The organism is Acidobacteriota bacterium, assembly GCA_018268895.1.
Lineage (GTDB): Bacteria > Acidobacteriota > Terriglobia > Terriglobales > Acidobacteriaceae > Edaphobacter.
In genome coordinates this window covers 711,367-726,832 of record JAFDVP010000007.1, presented here as the reverse complement: position 1 = coordinate 726,832, position 15,466 = coordinate 711,367, and the positions used below count along the sequence as shown (strand labels likewise).

The following is a 15,466-nucleotide window of genomic DNA, read 5'->3' as shown; positions in this document are numbered from 1 at the left end:
TTTCGCTGGAACGCTAGCGTTCGATCACCTTCGGCACCTTGAAGAACCGTCCATCCGTCTCCGGCGCAGCAGCCATTACGGCAGCCCGGTCAACCGAGGGCCGCACAACATCCTGGCGCAGCGTTTCACCGTGGGAGAACACCTCCCCGCCCAGCACCTCGCCAACCTGCGCCATCGGCTCCACCGCGCTCGTATCCAACTCATTCAACTGCGCAATGTGTCCAAGAATGGAGTTCAGGTCGCGTTGCATGCGCGGCTCCTCCTCGGGCGTCAGCTCCAGGTTTGCCAGCTCGGCCACACGCCGCACGTCCTCAATCGATACACCGCTCATGCGTTCCGTTTACCTCTTCACTACAAAGTGTATCCCGGTTACAGGCACCCCGGCGATCCGTGCCAGCTCCGCCGCCAGCTCTGCGCGCATCGACTTCATCTGCTCCAGCCAGGCCCCGGTGGCTACCTCCACCTCTACGACTCCGCCGGAGTAGCCAATCACGGTGCCGCGGCCGGCCATCGCGCGGCCGCACGCAACCACCCAGGCCGCCGCCAGCCGGTCCGGCTCCTGCAACGAACCCAGGCTGCGGCTTATCCCTGTCTTCAGCACATTGCGAACACTATCCATTGGCCTGCTCCACAACGTCAGGTGCTGCCATCACGCCTGCGGCGCCGGGCATCACCGACACGATAAACTCACGCATTCTCTTGAGAAAAACCGCGGCTGCAAACTCCGCCGCCCAGGCGCGGATCGCCTCGCTGCGGAAGACTCCCCTGGCCTCGGCCTCTTCAAAATGAAGGATGCCCTCCATTAGCGAGTCGACCGACTGCTGGCCAAAGTGGACACCAGTTGCAACGCCCTTCGGATTCGCGCCTCCCAGCCCCCTGACCGTCTCGAGCGATCCTCCCGCTCCGTAGGCGATCACAGGCCGTCCGCATGCCTGGGCCTCCAACGGAACCATTCCAAAGTCTTCATCGGCCATAAACAGAAGCGCCCTGCACTCCGCATACTGCTTCCATAACTCGACCGTTGGGAGCTCGCCCAGAAATTCGACCTCTGCCGGACTGGCCAGACGGCGAAGACGGCCCTCCTCCGGCCCCGTACCGGCGATGCGAAGCGGTCTCTTCAGCTTCATACACGCCTCGATCATCAGCTCTGTGCGCTTGTAGCCCACCAGTCGCCCCGCGCAAAGATAGTGCTGTCCTGGCTGCGCAGCCGTTTGGGCGAGATGCAGGTCGATGGGAGGATGAATGACGACACTATCGCGTCCATAGACGCGGCGGATTCGATCGGCAACATAATGCGAGTTTGCGACGAAGTATGTCACCCTCCGTGCCGCCTTCCGGTCCCAGTTCCGCACACGGGAGGCGCTCATCGAAAAGAATGCGCGGGTTACCGGCCCCATCTGCCGGCGATAGGACTCGTAACCGTCATACAGGTAACGCATCGGGGAATGGCAGTAACAGATGTGCACTGCGCCCGGATCGAGCCGGACCCCTTTGATCGGTCCGCTGTCCGACGAGATCACAAGGTCGAACCCCCGCAGATCCAGCCCCTCGGTTGCCATCGGATAAAACGGCATCATGTGCCGGTGGTAGCTCTTCGCTAGAGGGACCTTCTGAAGAAATGACGTGTGGATCGTTCGCTGGGCCAGCCCTTCCGGAACTCCCTTTGCGTCCTTGACGAGGGTAAAGATCTCGGCGCCGGGAAACAGCGACGCAATACATTCGGCGACACGCTCTCCGCCGCCGCGCGTCACAAACCAGTGATGAAGGATCGCTATCCGCACACAACCTGGATTCTAAGCAATGTGCAGCTAAAATGCGCCATCCTGCTTCAAGACGGCACGGATCGTCTTCGCAAGGATTCTGAAGTCTTTTCGCAGGGACCAGCGGTTCACGTACTCGCAGTCCAGGGCCACACGCTCATCGTAAGTGAGTTCGCTTCGGCCCGAGACCTGCCAAAGTCCGGTCAGCCCGGGCTTCACACGGCAATAGCATTCGAACGAATCCGCATACTTCTCGACCTCGGCTGCGACGATCGGCCGCGGCCCCACCAGGCTCATATGTCCACTCAGAACATTCCATAGCTGAGGCAACTCATCGAGGCTGTATCGCCGCAGAAACGACCCGATGGGCGTAATCCGGGGATCGTGACGCAGCTTATGCGTCTTATTCCACTCCAGCCGGGCCTCCGGGTGTTTCGATAGATAGTCCTCAAGCACCTCGGCCGAGTTCACGCACATCGTGCGGAACTTCCACATCGAAAAGAAGGCGCCGTCTTTCCGGATTCTCCGGTGGGAGTAGAAGATCGGTCCGGGCGAACTCAACATCACGACCGCGGACACGGCAGCCATCAGCACCAGAAGCACCGGCGCGGCCACCAGAATCAGCAGGATATCCAGACTTCGCTTGACCACCCGATAGCGAAACAGATCCGCCGGCACCTGCACACGCTTCCGCGCTCGCACAGACGGTCCGGTTGCCGTGTCGATATAAGAATAGGAATCTTCGATGGCCGCAACATTCCGCGACTCAGGAGATTGATATTCAGCCTGCATTGAAAATCCGTGTCTGTATAACGTAGACCTCGCGGGTAGACGCGGCGGGGAAAGTCATACGGGTTGCTCAAGCGTGCTTTGCATTGCGGCAATGACCTCAAAAATCGATAACAGCTCAATTCGCTCAGTCAATTCCGCGTTCTTTTTCCTGCGTCTTGGCGATCACGGCCTTAGCGGCCGGAATCTTCCTGTTGCACTAATGCGCAGTGTTTTCTTTCTTCTATTTGCACGATCTGGGAAACCAATCACTCTATTGTACTAACTGGCTATCTTTTAGCACACTTACATTCTTGTTTCTGTAACCCCTTCGGCTAATGGCATACCCAATTCGGTATAGTCCGGCACTGGACTTCTAACCCGTCGTCTAAACTTGTGTGATGCAGGTATACTCTACGCCGCTGCACGATGTCCTACTCCTTCAACCCCGACGCTTTGGAGATAGTCGCGGTTGGTTCGCAGAAGTTTTCAACGCAACTGCCTTTGCTTCTGCCGGTTTACCATCCAGCTTTGTTCAGGACAACCAGTCCTTCTCCGCCCGGGGGGTACTCCGCGGCCTGCATTACCAACTCGGCAAACCACAGGGGAAGCTCGTTCGCGTCCTCTCCGGCCACATATGGGACGTCGCCGTCGACCTCCGCCGCAACTCGTCCAGCTTCGGAAAATGGGCCGGCTTCCATCTCAAACCCCGTAACGAGGCTGGTGAGCTTGAGATGCTCTGGATCCCGGAAGGCTTTGCCCACGGTTTTCTCGTCCTGTCCGAAACGGCGGAAGTCCTTTATAAGACGACAGATGTCTACTACCCGGCGGGGGAGCGATCGATACTCTGGAACGACCCCACCCTCAATATCGGCTGGCCCCTCGATGCCCTTCAGGGCGTTCAGCCCTCAGTCAGCGCCAAGGATGCCGCCGGGAGCCCGTTTCTCTCCGCCGAACTGCCCTGATCCTTCCCTGAATCAGCCGTGCTGAAGCAGCCAGGCTTCGACCTCGGAGAGTGTCTTGACATCAAGATAATCTCCGGGGCAGCCCGACTCCTCCGTTCCAGCGACCAGAAATGCCTGCCTCAACCCTGCTGCCTTTGCCGCAGCGATGTCGCTGCACCGGTCGCCGGCCATGACGCTCTCGGCCAGCGAGACGCCCAGATCGCGCACCGCGCGGAGCAGCATCCCTGTGCCGGGCTTTCTGTCCTCATGCTCGCGCCTGTACTCCCCCACACCGTGTTCGGGGTGGTAGGGGCAGTGATAGACAGCATCGAGCTCTACTCCATCCACCCTGAGTTGTTCTCGCATCCACGCCATCAGCGTCTCGTAGTCGGCCTCGGTGTAGAACCCCCGTGCGATCCCCGCCTGGTTGGTGACGACCACCAGCTTGTAGCCCAGGCGCATGGCGGTGCGGCAGAGAGAGACGATTCCCGGCACAAACTCAACATCTTCAATGCGATGCAGATAGCCGACCTCGACGTTGACCACGCCGTCCCGATCCAGAAACAGCGCCCGCGATGGTTTTTCGGGCTTCATGACTTGATCTCGTAGACGTGCTCGTGGCCGGGGGCCTCGATCAGCTCCACCATGAAGCGCTGCTGGGTGATCAAGAACTGCACCCTGGCGCCTCCGTAGGCTACCGCAGGCTTGGCGGGACCGGCCATCATGGAGCCCATCTGTTGCAGGCGGTCTGCCTCCGCATCGAGATCGGAGGTCAGGTACGCGACGTGGTTGAGGATGTTGATTCCCCGCTTCAGAGCTGTCCGCACCGGGCTGGCGTCGCTGAGCGGCGCAATCAGCTCGTAGCAGGGGCCTTCGGCCGTTCGCCCGAACTGCACATAGACATCGATGACAGGGTCCTCGAAGACCTGCGTCCAGCGATCGATCCCGAAGATGGCTTCGAGCGCTGCCCTTCCTTCGCCCATCTCGTCGACGACCAGGCCAATGTGATCGAACCGCAGCCCATTCATATCTCGGCCATGACCTCTTTCAGGGAGTCCTTCCAGTCCATCATCTTCCAGCCGAACTCCCGCCGCAGCTTCTCGTCGTTCATGCGTGAGTTGGAGGGTCTCCTGGCCGGGGTGGGATACTCAGCCGCCGTGATCGCTTCCAGCCCGGCAAACTTTGTGCCCGGTTCGCGTCCCGCGGCCAGCTTGACAGCCTCTTCTGCGAAGCCGAACCATGTCGTCTCGCCCGCACCCGCCGCGTGATAGATGCCGTTCCATTGCTGCAAGGCGTCTTTTAGCTCACGGCCACGCGCCGAGGCCTCGACGCGATCGATCGCGTGCGCCGTCATCCTCGCCAGGTCGCGTGCCCACGTGGGAGCGCCGTGTTGGTCGGCCACGATGCGCAGGTTCTCGCGTTCACGCGCCAGCTTGAGGATGGTCAGTAGAAAGTTCTTTCCGCTTGCTCCATACACCCAGCTTGTGCGAAAGATCATGTGTCCGGCGCCGCTTGCCGCCAGCGCACGCTCTCCAGCCAGCTTGCTGGCACCGTAGACACTGACCGGCCCCGGCGAATCGTCTTCGACGTAGGGTTTCGTACCTGTGCCGTCGAAGACATAATCGGTCGAGAAGTGGATGACACCGGCGCCGATCTTCTGTGCTTCTTCGCCGATGGCGCGCACTGCCGTCTCATTGATGGCGTAGGCCAGCTCCGGCTCACTCTCCGCCTTGTCTACAGCCGTGTAGGCTGCCGGATTGACGATCCAGCGCGGGCGCACGGAACGGATCTGCTCCCGCACAGAATCTTGATTGGCCAGGTCCATCTCGCCGCGCCGTGGGGCGACGATCTCTCCGAACGGTGCCAGCGTGCGAAGGAGTTCGGCACCTACCTGTCCTGTGGTGCCTGTGAGAAGAATTCTGTTTGTTGCCATCTTTAACATTCTGTCATGCGCTGCCGCGCGGGCCTCCTGCGCGGACGGCGGTCACTTCGTGACTTGTGCCGAGCTTCGCGTGGACCTCCCGCTGGTCGGCAAGAGGAATCGCGTCTCAGTAGACCGTCTCCTCAAGCAGCCGCAGAAGATACTGCCCGTAGGTGCCTTTGGCGATCCTGTTTGCAAGCTCTCGCAACTGGTCTGCGGAGATGTAGCCCAAACGGTAGACGATCTCCTCGGGACAGGCGACCTTGAGCCCCTGGCGTTTCTCGATGGTGTGGATGAAGGTCGCCGCCTCGAGCAGGGAGTCGTGCGTTCCCGTGTCGAGCCACGCCATGCCGCGGCCCAGGACCTCGGTCCTCAACTGGCCGCGCTCGAGATACCAGCGATTGACGTCCGTAATCTCAAGCTCGCCGCGCGGCGAAGGCTTGAGACCTTCAGCAATGCCGACCACCTGCCCGTCGTAGAAGTAGATTCCAGTGACAGCGTAGCGCGACTTCGGCTTCAGCGGCTTCTCTTCGATCGAGATCGCCTTGCGGTTGGCATCGAACTCGACAACGCCATAGCGCTCGGGATCAAGGACGGGGTAGGCAAAGACGGTCGCTCCGTCCTTATTTGCCGCTGCCGAGCGCAGCGTCTTGACGATGTCGTGGCCGTAGAAGATGTTGTCGCCCAGCACCAGGCAGCATGGCCCGCCGCCGAGAAACTCCTTGCCGATGAGGAAGGCCTGTGCCAGGCCATCGGGAGAGGGCTGCACGGCGTATTCGAGCGTGACGCCCCACTGGCTTCCATCGCCGAGAAGCTGCCTGAAGCGCGGAGTATCTTCGGGCGTCGAGATGACGAGGATCTCGCGGATTCCCGCCAGCAGCAGTACGCTGAGCGGGTAGTAGATCATCGGCTTGTCGTAGACAGGCAGAAGCTGTTTGGAGACGGCCTGCGTGACTGGATGAAGACGTGTGCCGGAGCCGCCGGCGAGGATGATGCCCTTCATCGCGCGCCTCCTGCTACGGCTTCGCGACCGCCGTAGTTCTTATCGACCCACTGCTGATAGGCCCCGCTGGTGACGCGCTCGACCCATCCGGGGTTCGCCAGATACCACTCGACCGTCTTGCGCAGGCCGGTCTCGAAACTCTCCTCGGCGCGCCAGCCCAGCTCGCCTTCGAGCTTGCGCGCGTCGATGGCGTAGCGGCGGTCATGACCCGGACGGTCGGCGACGTACTGGATCAGTTGCGCGTGCGGCTTGAACTTCGAGTCCGGCACCAACTCGTCGAGCAGAGCGCAGAGCGTGTTGACGACCTCGAGATTACTGCGCTGGTTGCCTCCACCGACGTTGTAGGTCTCGCCGACGCGGCCCTTCTCAAGCACGGTCATCAATGCGCGGCAGTGGTCGGCGACGTAGAGCCAGTCGCGGACCTGCTGCCCGTCGCCATAGACGGGAAGCGGCTTGCCCTTCTGCGCATTCGAGATCATCAGCGGAATCAGCTTCTCGGGGAAGTGATGCGGGCCGTAGTTGTTCGAGCAGTTGGTAATCATCGCCGGAAGGCCGTAGGTATGCACCCAGGCGCGGACGAGGTGGTCGCTGGCGGCCTTCGACGCCGCATAGGGAGAGTTCGGCGCGTAGGGCGTCTCCTCGTGAAACGCCGGGTCGTCAGGCTCAAGCGTGCCGTAAACCTCATCGGTGGAGACGTGCAGGAAGCGGAAGCGGGCCTTCTCCTCTCCTGAGAGCGAGTCGTAGTAGGCGCGGGCGGCCTTGAGCAGCTTGAAGGTGCCGTCGATGTTTGTCTTCAGGAACGCTTCAGGCCCGAGGATCGAGCGGTCGACGTGGCTTTCGGCGGCGAAGTGCAGCACGGCGCGGGGGCGGTGCTGCGTCAGCAGGCTTGCCACCAGCTCTTCGTCGCAGATATCGCCGTGGACGAAGGTGTACGCGGGGTTGCTGGCGACGGAGGCAAGATTCTCAGGGTTGCCCGCATAGGTGAGCTTGTCGAGATTGACCAGCGGCCCCCTACCCGCCGCCATCCACTCCAGCACAAAGTTCGAGCCGATGAAGCCCGCTCCTCCGGTGACCAGGACAGTCGCCCCGGAGCAAGCCGCATCTTTTACCTGCGTTGCATCCATGCTCTTTGTGAGCTCCCTCTACAGAAGTACGTCAAAACTCAATGATCGCCGGAACATACGGGTGCTCAGCAATCCCCAATTCGCATCACCACAAGAGTACCGCACCCATCTGCTGCCTGCCGTTCCCTGAAATCGCAGGAGCATTTTCGTCCGATCTCGCGCGCTGAAGGCTGACTGGAAACAAAACCTTTATTTGCTGTACTTTGAGCGTCGGCCCGCGAGGTTTTTGCGCAGCAAATCCAACTGCGGGGAGCGGCCCCGGCATCCAATTCAGTATTGCGCAAGCAATAAAGGACTGACTCATGAGTTACTCAGACTGTCCCCAGGTCGAGGTTCTTACACGCCGGTTGGTGGATGCCTACCGCGAGATGAGTGAAAGCGAGATCGAGTCCGGAGAGTTCGTCAACGACCTGCACCTCGCAATCATGGAACATAAGGCGAGCTGCATTCTCTGCAAGAGGATGCTGTTCAAGTCATCCGCTTCGGTTGCCATCATGGGAACGCAGCGCGTCGCCTAGGTGATAGACGCGTTGCCATCTATGGCACTACCGGCGAAGAGCAGATTCTTCCGCTCGCGCTTTGCGCTTCGGTCGGAATGACAAGAAAATTTGAGATCGCAACAACTCGTTAAAGAATTTTCCCTTGAGGTGTAGCTCATCTCTGAGAACGTATGTGCCGCGCCTTCAGCGCTCTGGTTGATCTTCGGCCTGTAAACCTAGGCCTTCGGCCTAGGCTGGTATGTTGGCGGGCCTTCGGCCCTAAAGCAAGAACTACACCTATAAGAAGGAAAATTCTCTAGTCCAGTTGCATCATGTCGCGCATCTGGATGTGCAGATGCTCCATCTTTTGCTGAAGTTCGGGTGAGTTCATGCGCTGACGGGTGGCGTCTGCGGCGGCCTGCACCTGGCGTTGCGCCGTCTCCATCTGGCGCTGGAACTCCGGGTTTGACGACCATGCCTGGAGCTTCGCCATCATCTGCGTCATCTCGGGGGTGGCGCGGACCTCTTCAAGCCGCTGCCGCATACTGGCTGCCATGGCGTCGAACATCGGTTCGAGCTCGGCGAGCGTGGCGCGGGTTTGCTCGGCCTGATCGGAGTTGCCGAAGAACTCCTCGAGGCCGGTGCCGGCGTCGACGCTGGAGCGCTTCTTTTCGTCGGGTCGCAGGGTCAGTGTCTGCTCCTTCTTGTCGCGAAGGATGTCGACGTTGACCTGCTTGCCGCGGTTCTCGTGGATGGTCTTCGTCCAGTCGCTGCCGGTGACCACGGCCTGCGAGTTCAACCTGACGACGACATCGCCGGCCTTCATCCCGGCATCGGCGGCGGGCGAGTTGGGGTCGACCTGGCGAACGAGAAGACCGGCGCTGCCCTGCGCGCCGAAGAACTCCGCCAACTGCGGCCCCATCACCTCAAGCTTGGCGCCGGTGTAGGACGAGCTGACGAGCATGCTCGTACCAAGGAAGCTGTGCGTTCCCTTGAGCGCGCCCGAGGCCGACGGCGAGGAGTGGAAGAAAGAGTTGCCGCGTTTGGGTGCATACACCGGCGCGTTGTCCGGCTCGGGCACGGTGTAGCGATTCTCCCACGCCAGACGCTCGACCTCGTCGCGATTGGCCATCTGCGTGTTGACGTTGCGCTGTTGTCCGTCGCGGCTGACGACGAAGCTCACCTGGCGGCCCGCCGGGGTCTCGCGCAGGATGCGACGAAGCTGCTCGGATCCCTCGATGCTCTGCCCATTGACCTGAAGAATGACATCGTGGACTTCGATGCCTGCCTTGCAGGCGGGACCGTCGTGGTCTACACCCACCACCTCGGCGCCGTGGGCCTCCTTCATTTTGAGCGAGGCGAGCTGTTCGTCACTGACGTCGCGGATGTCGACTCCAAGATAGCCCTGCGTGCTGCGCGGTGTACCGGTCTTGATGGAGCCGGACTGCGCCTGCGCCTGTGCCGCGAAGCCTCCCGGGAAGAGGCTTACACCCGCCAGCGCTAGAACACCGATCGATCTCGTCACCGCCGAGCCCAAGTTCATTCCTGCGTGTGCCATCTTGTCTTCCCTACTGGATCGAGTCCGATCCCTGCAATGCGTTGTAGCTCACCGTGCGGATGTATGGGTTTTCGTCCTGCGTGGAGGCGTTGCGGAGGACCTTGCGCACGCTGGAGTCGTGCTGTACCGGCTCAAGCAGGCTGACGGTCGCCATACGCACCTTGGCATCGGGGTCGCTGGCCAGCGAGTCGAGGATTGCGTCGCGGACCTTCTGGTCCTGCGCGACGTAGGGCTCGAGCCCTTCGAGGGCCTTCAGACGCACGCCGGCGTCCTTGTCGTAGCGCAGAGCGACCAGCAGCGCGTTGCGGACTCCCTTGCCATCGTCGCGCGACGGGCACTGGTGGCCGGCCTTGCACTCACCCGCCAGCATACTGACTGACTCGGCGCGAACGTTGTCGGTGGGAGCCATGGCACCCTTCAACAGCAGCTCACGGATCTCGGCCGAGTCAAGCGAGCCCTCCACCGTCTCGGGAACGATCTTGTTGTAGTGCACCTGCACCAGCTCGGAGTCCGGCGTACGGTCGATGCCGGTGACATTGCCAATCACGGCATGTGTCTCGTTGGTATACGTGGGGCCGGTGCGCGGACGAGGCTGACTCGCCACCTCGTAGCGGTTCAGAAAGTTGCCGCCGATGAAACCGACGCCGACCAGCAGCGTCGCCAGCGCGGGCGCGCTTCTAAGATGGCCCATCCATGCGAAAAAATTTGTCCTGAGGCGGGTGAGGAAGCCGTGGGGTGGAATCGAGTCGAGCGCGTCGTCGAGACGCATGCGCGACTGGGCGAGCAGGTTGGGTGTGGGCTCGACCATGGGGATGGCGGCCAGCGGAGTCTCCATGGCCTGGATCGCCTCAAGCTCATGCCTGCACTCCTCGCATGTCATCAGGTGCTGCTCGAGCGATCCAGCCAGCTCATCGGGCAGTTCACCGTAATACGCGAGGATTACGTTGTCCTTTGCCATTTCGCACTTCATCTCTCTACCTCAACTGACCTCAAAATCTCTTTCCTGGCCGGGTCTGTACAGCCTGCCCGTACCTTGTTTCCTGCATCTCGTACTAAGCTCCACGAAGCTCGGCGAGGTTGGCCCGCAGCTTGCGCGTGGCCCGGAACAGCGTGTTCTTCGCTGTTTCCTCCGTGGTGCTCAACATCTCTCCAATCGTCCTCAGCTTCAGGCCCTGGTAGTGCTTCAGCTCGAAGACCATCCGCTCGCGCGGAGTGAGCTTGTCGAGCGCCTCCCGTATGCGCTCGCCCATCATCTTGCGCTCCAGCTCACGGGCGGGGTTCGCCATCGCCCGGTCGTCGGAGATGTTCGCCAGCAGGTCCATCTCGTCGCCGCTGGAGTCGATCGCGGTGGACGGGTCTTCGCGGCGGCTCTTGCGGCGGCGCAACTGGTCGAGACAGAGGTTCGTCACGATCCGGTAGAGCCACGTATAAAAACTGCACTCGAACCGGAAGTTGCCGAGGTGCCGGTAGGCCTTGATGAAGGCCTCCTGGTGCACGTCCTGCGCATCCTGTTCGTTGCCGAGCATGTGCAGCGCCAGCCGCAGCACGCTCTGGTCGTAGCGGCGGACGAGGGTGTCGAAGGCCGCGCGCTGCCCCTTCTGGGCCTCGCGGATCAGCTCGTCATCCTCGGCGCGCTGCTGGGCGCGGGCCTCCAACTGGGCCTGCGTCAGCTTGCCGCCTCGTGCGCCGGGTTGGGTCGCTGCCTTTGCCATCGCTGGCAAAGATTCTACCGTCCCGGCGCGTAAAACCGCGCCATCGCGCCATCCGGGGGAAAAAGTTCCGGGACGCCGCCCCTTGGGGGCCATGGGGAGACTGCTCGCCAGCTCCCCGCCAGGATTCACTGTTACTTCAGCATTCATGCATCTGACTCCGGAGTCAGGACATCTTGTTACTGCTTGAATAGACCGCATCAGCACCCGGAAGGTAAGCAGGCTCCATGCGAACGAATAGGGGATGCAGCCGCCGGATGTTGCCTTTCCTATAAACTCGACGGATGTCCCAACGCTCCGCTCCCAGCCTCTTCGCCGAAACCGCGCCCTCCAACCCCTCAGGGTGGGTGACGGCCCACTGCGACGGCGGCGCGCGCGGCAACCCCGGCCCGGCAGGCTACGGCGCGGTGATGACCGGTCCCAACGGCGAGCCGCTGGCGGAACTGAGCGAGTTTCTGGGCTTCCGCACCAACAACTTCGCTGAGTACTCCGGCCTGCTCGGGGTGCTCGACTACGCGCTGGAGCATGGCTACCGGCGGCTGAAGGTAGTCTCGGACTCGGAGCTGATGGTGAAGCAGATCCAGGGCAAGTACAAGGTCAGCTCGCCCGACCTGAAGCCCCTCTGGCAGGAGGCGAAGAGTCGCATCGCAAAGCTCGAAGCCTTCGAAATATCACATGCCCTCCGGCACAAGAACAAGGACGCCGACCGGCTGGCCAATCAGGCCATGGACCGGGGGATGAAGCGCCCTCATGCTCCGGGGCAGCCTGTTCCCGCTCCGTTGAAGGCGACGCCTTATCCGGCGAAGTCCCCGGCGCCGCCAAACCCCGATGCCCGCCCGGCAGCTCCTGGCCCCAGCGCGATGCTGCGCGGGTTTACCCGTGACGGCGTGGTGCATGTGCTTGGAGGCAAGACGTTGCCGGATGGAGTCTTTGTGAAGATCATTCCGGAGTGAGGAAGTGGTTCTCACTTGTCGGTTGGCTTCCTGAAGCATCCTGCAAAGAAATACAGGTCCTTCGACTGCGCTCCCTTCGGTCGCTTCGCTCAGGATGACAAAATTTTGAGTTCGAGTTTGAAGGGCCGGAACAGCCTGCATCAACACTAGAATTTTAGTTTGCTTATCCCTGAGTAAGACGCGAGCACAGGCGCTCTACCGCATCCATCTGTTTCAGCATTGTCTCGAGTTTTGTTGCTCCGACTTCAACTTCGATCTGCGACTGCATGCGGTCGAGGATTCCGGCAACCCGGGCCGCGCGCTTCTTCCCTGCGGGTTCCAGCTCGAGCAGGAAGCCGCGTGCGTCTTCGGAGTCGATGCGGCGGCGAATGAGGCGTTTGGCTTCGAGCGATGAGATCGAGTGGCTGACGTTGCCGCGCGTGGTCTCGAAGGTGCGGGCCAGCTCGGAGGGACGAACGCGCTTCTTCTCAAGGAAGATCGCCGCCAGCATCAAAGATTCGGAGAGGGTGAGTCCCTCGTGTCTCAGAATGGCGTTCAGCGACGCCTCCATGCGGCGCGCGACGCGGCTGGCCTGGAAGACAGGGCTTTGCTGTAAGAATGACTCGATCCGCATCGTGTTCTCCCTTAGTGAAGCGCACAAACCCGGGTGCCCCATCTTCGCGACGGTTTTATCGTCGCTGAGGTGGGTTTTGCAGGATATTGAGTGCAACGCCGGATCGCCCTCAGGCGCGATTGCCACCTTAGCCGCTGCGCGGCGAAGATGGGGCACCCGATTTCTTACTTCACGAAGATTTTAGTTGAAGTGGTCAATTACTTACATGCGAACAAAACTACCTGCACTGTGAGACGGTGTTGGTAGATCATCGTTCTGTGTTTGTTCTTCGATCAGCCGTGTTTTTCGCAATCGGAGCTGCGTCGCTCGCAGCTCAGCAGCCTCAGTCCTCTGCACAGGTGAAGCCGGTCGAGCAGTCGGTCACCGTCACGACAGCGATTCCGCCGATGCCGCTTTCGGAGTCCAACCGCTCCGTCATGACGCTGGACACGCGCGAGCAGCCGTTACTCTTCAACAACGTGACCGATTACCTGCGCCAGGACACCTCCTTGAATGTGCAATCGCGCGCGGCGAACGGCGTGCAGGCTGATCTGTCGATTCGCGGCACGACGTTCGAGCAGTCGCTGATTCTCGTCAACGGGCTGCGCGTCAACGATCCTGAGACGGGGCACCTGAACCTCGACATCTCCGTGCCACTCGATGCGTTGGCGCGGGTTGAGGTGTTGCACGGGTCGGGTTCGACGTTCTACGGCTCGGACGCGATCGGCGGTGCGGTGAACATGATCACGGAGCGTCCGGCGACAGACAAGCGACTAAGCCTGATTGCGAAGTCAGGCGCGGGAAACTACGGCTCGCTCGAGAATCACCTCCGCGCCGACTATTCCACCCACCGCGTGTCGGAGCAGTTGACCGGGAGCCGCGATACGTCGAACGGCTTTATCGCCGATCGCAATTATTCGAGCAACGCTCTGTCGTCGGAGACGTGGCTGAACGTGTTGAAGCCGGGCACGACGGACATTCTGCTGGCCGCGAGCGACCGGCCCTATGGGGCGAACCTTTTCTACGGGCCTTACAACTCGTGGGAGAGGACGAAGGGATGGTTCGCGGCGATCCAGCAACAGCTTGGCGAGCGAACCTCGGGGTCGTTTGCCTACCGCAAGCACACCGACCTGTTTGTGCTCTTCCTCGACCGGCCAAACTACTACTGCAACAACCACGTCACCACAGCGTGGCAGAGTGCCCTGCGACGAGCCGATCCCATTAGCACCAACACGACACTCTCCTATGGGCTTGAGGCGAACGGCGATGGGATTCACAGCACGAACTTGGGCGTTCATGCGCGTAATCAGGGAGCGGGTTATGTGAACCTGTCGCTGCGTTCGCTGAAGCGGTTTTCGCTGTCAGCCGGTGCGCGAGTACAGGTCTTCAGCGGAGGCGATGCCGTCTTCTCGCCATCGGTGGCAGCCGCTTATGCGCTTAGCGGCACGGTGCGCGTGCGCGGCTCAGTGGGGCATGGCTACCGGCAGCCGACGTATCTCGACCTGTACTACTCGGACCCGACGACGATTGGGAACCCAAACCTGAAGCCGGAGTCGTCGTGGAGCTACGAGGGAGGGCTGGACTGGACGCCATCGCGCGCGCCGCTGACGCTCTCGGCCACGGGCTTCAGCCTGCGGCAGAAGGACGGCATCGACTACTCCAAGTACGACCTGACGAAGCGATGGCAGGCGGTGAACGTCGCCGACTTCGCCTATAACGGCGCGGAGGCGAATGTACGGCTGCGGCTGCCGGCTTCGCAACAGCTTCAACTGGGATACACGGCGGTCCAGGCGACGTCGCCGCCGAAGGTGCTTATCTCGCTTTACGCCTTCAACTACGCGGCGCAGTCGGCGCTGATCGCGTGGAGCGGGCAGCTGCCTCTCCAGATCGCCGCGCGCACGCAGCTTGCCGTAATCCAGAAGACGACGCAGCAGCCATATCCGCTATGGGATGTGTCGCTGGCGCGCGATGCGGGGCGCGTACGGCCGTATGTGCGGGCGCTGAATCTAACGGGCACGGCGTACCAGGAGGTGCCGGGGGTTCCGGTGCAGGGGCGCACCATCATGGCGGGGGCAGAGTTGAACTGGTCGCGGCGGCAGTGATGCCTGTAAACAAATTCATCTCTGCCTGACGCCGCTTTGTGAGTCCTGCCACGACCTTGCCGCCTGCTCTGTTCCAGCGGAGAAACTGCGGCGCGGCATCGCTGAAGTCGCCAGCGTTGACCAGCCGCAGAAGCGTGGACTGGCCTAGGCTGGCGCAGCCGAGGTTGAAGACGAAGTCCACCATCGCGTCGAACTGGTTCTGGTTGATGTTCGAGGTAACAAACTTGTTGACGCAGGTGAGGGCCCACGCCACATCGGCGGCAAGCAGGATGGAGGCCTGGTCTTCGGTGATCGTCAGGCCCTGCTTGACGTCGGTGCCGGTGTGGCCGTAGCCGATCGTCCATACGCCGACCTGGTCCTGATATGCGGTCAGAACACACCCCTCAAATTGTTTGGTAAGAGCCAGCCCCACCGCGCTGTATGTGAAGTTTGCCATAGCCATCTCCAGAAAAGAAAATGGGAAAGCGCCTTCGGGCCCTCTCCCATTTCGTTGAACAAAATTAGTCCTGCTTGTTAAGGATAGCAACTGGCAGGTATCTAATGCGCACTTTGC

The 15,466-nt window shown here is 61.3% G+C and carries 18 protein-coding genes; 4 read left to right on the top strand and 14 right to left on the bottom strand.

Going from position 1 to position 15,466, the window contains the following annotated elements; translation table 11 throughout:
- Window positions 1–13: 13 nt before the first annotated feature.
- Genes gatC through JSS95_10675 form a run of 4 tightly spaced genes read right to left on the bottom strand, consistent with a single transcriptional unit; the run spans window position 14 to window position 2,552 of the window.
- Window positions 14–331: an Asp-tRNA(Asn)/Glu-tRNA(Gln) amidotransferase subunit GatC gene (gene gatC / locus JSS95_10690; protein ID MBS1800283.1), complete on the bottom strand. Its 318-nt coding sequence runs from the start codon at window positions 329–331 to the stop codon at window positions 14–16.
- A gap of 9 nt (window positions 332–340) precedes the next feature.
- Window positions 341–619: a DUF721 domain-containing protein gene (locus JSS95_10685; GenBank protein ID MBS1800282.1), complete on the bottom strand. Its 279-nt coding sequence runs from the start codon at window positions 617–619 to the stop codon at window positions 341–343.
- Window positions 612–1,781: a glycosyltransferase gene (locus JSS95_10680; protein MBS1800281.1), complete on the bottom strand. Its 1,170-nt coding sequence runs from the start codon at window positions 1,779–1,781 to the stop codon at window positions 612–614. The genes JSS95_10685 and JSS95_10680 overlap by 8 nt, the downstream gene beginning before the upstream one ends.
- Window positions 1,782–1,808: 27 nt before the next feature.
- Complete coding sequence (locus JSS95_10675; protein ID MBS1800280.1) at window positions 1,809–2,552, bottom strand: sugar transferase; 744 nt, start codon at window positions 2,550–2,552, stop codon at window positions 1,809–1,811.
- Window positions 2,553–2,929: 377 nt separating this feature from the next.
- Between JSS95_10675 and rfbC the strand changes: the two genes are divergently transcribed.
- Window positions 2,930–3,493, top strand: coding sequence for a dTDP-4-dehydrorhamnose 3,5-epimerase (gene rfbC, locus JSS95_10670; GenBank protein MBS1800279.1), 564 nt, complete (start codon window positions 2,930–2,932; stop codon window positions 3,491–3,493).
- A gap of 12 nt (window positions 3,494–3,505) precedes the next feature.
- Here rfbC and JSS95_10665 read toward each other — a convergent pair whose 3' ends face one another.
- The 5 genes from JSS95_10665 to rfbB form a co-directional block, all read right to left on the bottom strand.
- On the bottom strand, window positions 3,506–4,066 hold the full coding sequence (locus tag JSS95_10665; protein MBS1800278.1) for an HAD family hydrolase: 561 nt from the start codon (window positions 4,064–4,066) through the stop codon (window positions 3,506–3,508).
- Window positions 4,063–4,500 carry a VOC family protein gene (locus JSS95_10660; protein MBS1800277.1) on the bottom strand — a complete coding sequence of 146 codons (438 nt, stop codon included), beginning with the start codon at window positions 4,498–4,500 and terminating at the stop codon, window positions 4,063–4,065. Before JSS95_10660 ends, JSS95_10665 begins: the two co-directional genes overlap by 4 nt.
- A complete protein-coding gene (gene rfbD / locus JSS95_10655) occupies window positions 4,497–5,405 on the bottom strand; it encodes a dTDP-4-dehydrorhamnose reductase (protein MBS1800276.1) in 909 nt (302 codons plus the stop codon). The genes JSS95_10660 and rfbD overlap by 4 nt, the downstream gene beginning before the upstream one ends.
- 115 nt (window positions 5,406–5,520) lie before the next feature.
- Window positions 5,521–6,396, bottom strand: a complete 876-nt coding sequence (gene rfbA, locus JSS95_10650) for a glucose-1-phosphate thymidylyltransferase RfbA (GenBank protein ID MBS1800275.1) — start codon at window positions 6,394–6,396, stop codon at window positions 5,521–5,523.
- Window positions 6,393–7,520 (bottom strand): dTDP-glucose 4,6-dehydratase, encoded by a 1,128-nt coding sequence (gene rfbB / locus JSS95_10645; GenBank protein MBS1800274.1) that lies wholly within the window; start codon window positions 7,518–7,520, stop codon window positions 6,393–6,395. Before rfbB ends, rfbA begins: the two co-directional genes overlap by 4 nt.
- A gap of 302 nt (window positions 7,521–7,822) precedes the next feature.
- On the opposite strand from rfbB, the gene JSS95_10640 reads away from it, so the two are divergent.
- Window positions 7,823–8,038 (top strand): hypothetical protein, encoded by a 216-nt coding sequence (locus JSS95_10640; GenBank protein MBS1800273.1) that lies wholly within the window; start codon window positions 7,823–7,825, stop codon window positions 8,036–8,038.
- A 277-nt stretch (window positions 8,039–8,315) separates the two neighbouring features.
- Here JSS95_10640 and JSS95_10635 read toward each other — a convergent pair whose 3' ends face one another.
- From JSS95_10635 to JSS95_10625, 3 genes are all read right to left on the bottom strand, one after another.
- Window positions 8,316–9,557, bottom strand: coding sequence for a PDZ domain-containing protein (locus tag JSS95_10635; GenBank protein MBS1800272.1), 1,242 nt, complete (start codon window positions 9,555–9,557; stop codon window positions 8,316–8,318).
- Window positions 9,558–9,567: 10 nt separating this feature from the next.
- Window positions 9,568–10,527, bottom strand: coding sequence for a HEAT repeat domain-containing protein (locus JSS95_10630; protein ID MBS1800271.1), 960 nt, complete (start codon window positions 10,525–10,527; stop codon window positions 9,568–9,570).
- Window positions 10,528–10,609: 82 nt separating this feature from the next.
- On the bottom strand, window positions 10,610–11,362 hold the full coding sequence (locus JSS95_10625; GenBank protein ID MBS1800270.1) for a sigma-70 family RNA polymerase sigma factor: 753 nt from the start codon (window positions 11,360–11,362) through the stop codon (window positions 10,610–10,612).
- A 188-nt stretch (window positions 11,363–11,550) separates the two neighbouring features.
- Here JSS95_10625 and JSS95_10620 point away from each other — a divergent pair, with 188 nt between their 5' ends.
- Complete coding sequence (locus JSS95_10620) at window positions 11,551–12,219, top strand: reverse transcriptase-like protein (GenBank protein ID MBS1800269.1); 669 nt, start codon at window positions 11,551–11,553, stop codon at window positions 12,217–12,219.
- A 163-nt stretch (window positions 12,220–12,382) separates the two neighbouring features.
- Here the strand turns inward: JSS95_10620 and JSS95_10615 are convergent, their stop codons facing one another.
- The gene (locus JSS95_10615; protein MBS1800268.1) at window positions 12,383–12,832 is read right to left on the bottom strand and encodes a MarR family transcriptional regulator; all 450 of its coding nucleotides are present in this window, start codon (window positions 12,830–12,832) and stop codon (window positions 12,383–12,385) included.
- Window positions 12,833–13,218: 386 nt separating this feature from the next.
- On the opposite strand from JSS95_10615, the gene JSS95_10610 reads away from it, so the two are divergent.
- Window positions 13,219–14,913, top strand: a complete 1,695-nt coding sequence (locus JSS95_10610; protein ID MBS1800267.1) for a TonB-dependent receptor — start codon at window positions 13,219–13,221, stop codon at window positions 14,911–14,913.
- On the opposite strand, the gene JSS95_10605 is transcribed toward JSS95_10610, so the two are convergent.
- The gene (locus JSS95_10605) at window positions 14,873–15,349 is read right to left on the bottom strand and encodes a lysozyme (protein ID MBS1800266.1); all 477 of its coding nucleotides are present in this window, start codon (window positions 15,347–15,349) and stop codon (window positions 14,873–14,875) included. The genes JSS95_10610 and JSS95_10605 overlap by 41 nt on opposite strands.
- Between the last annotated feature and the right edge of the window lie 117 nt (window positions 15,350–15,466).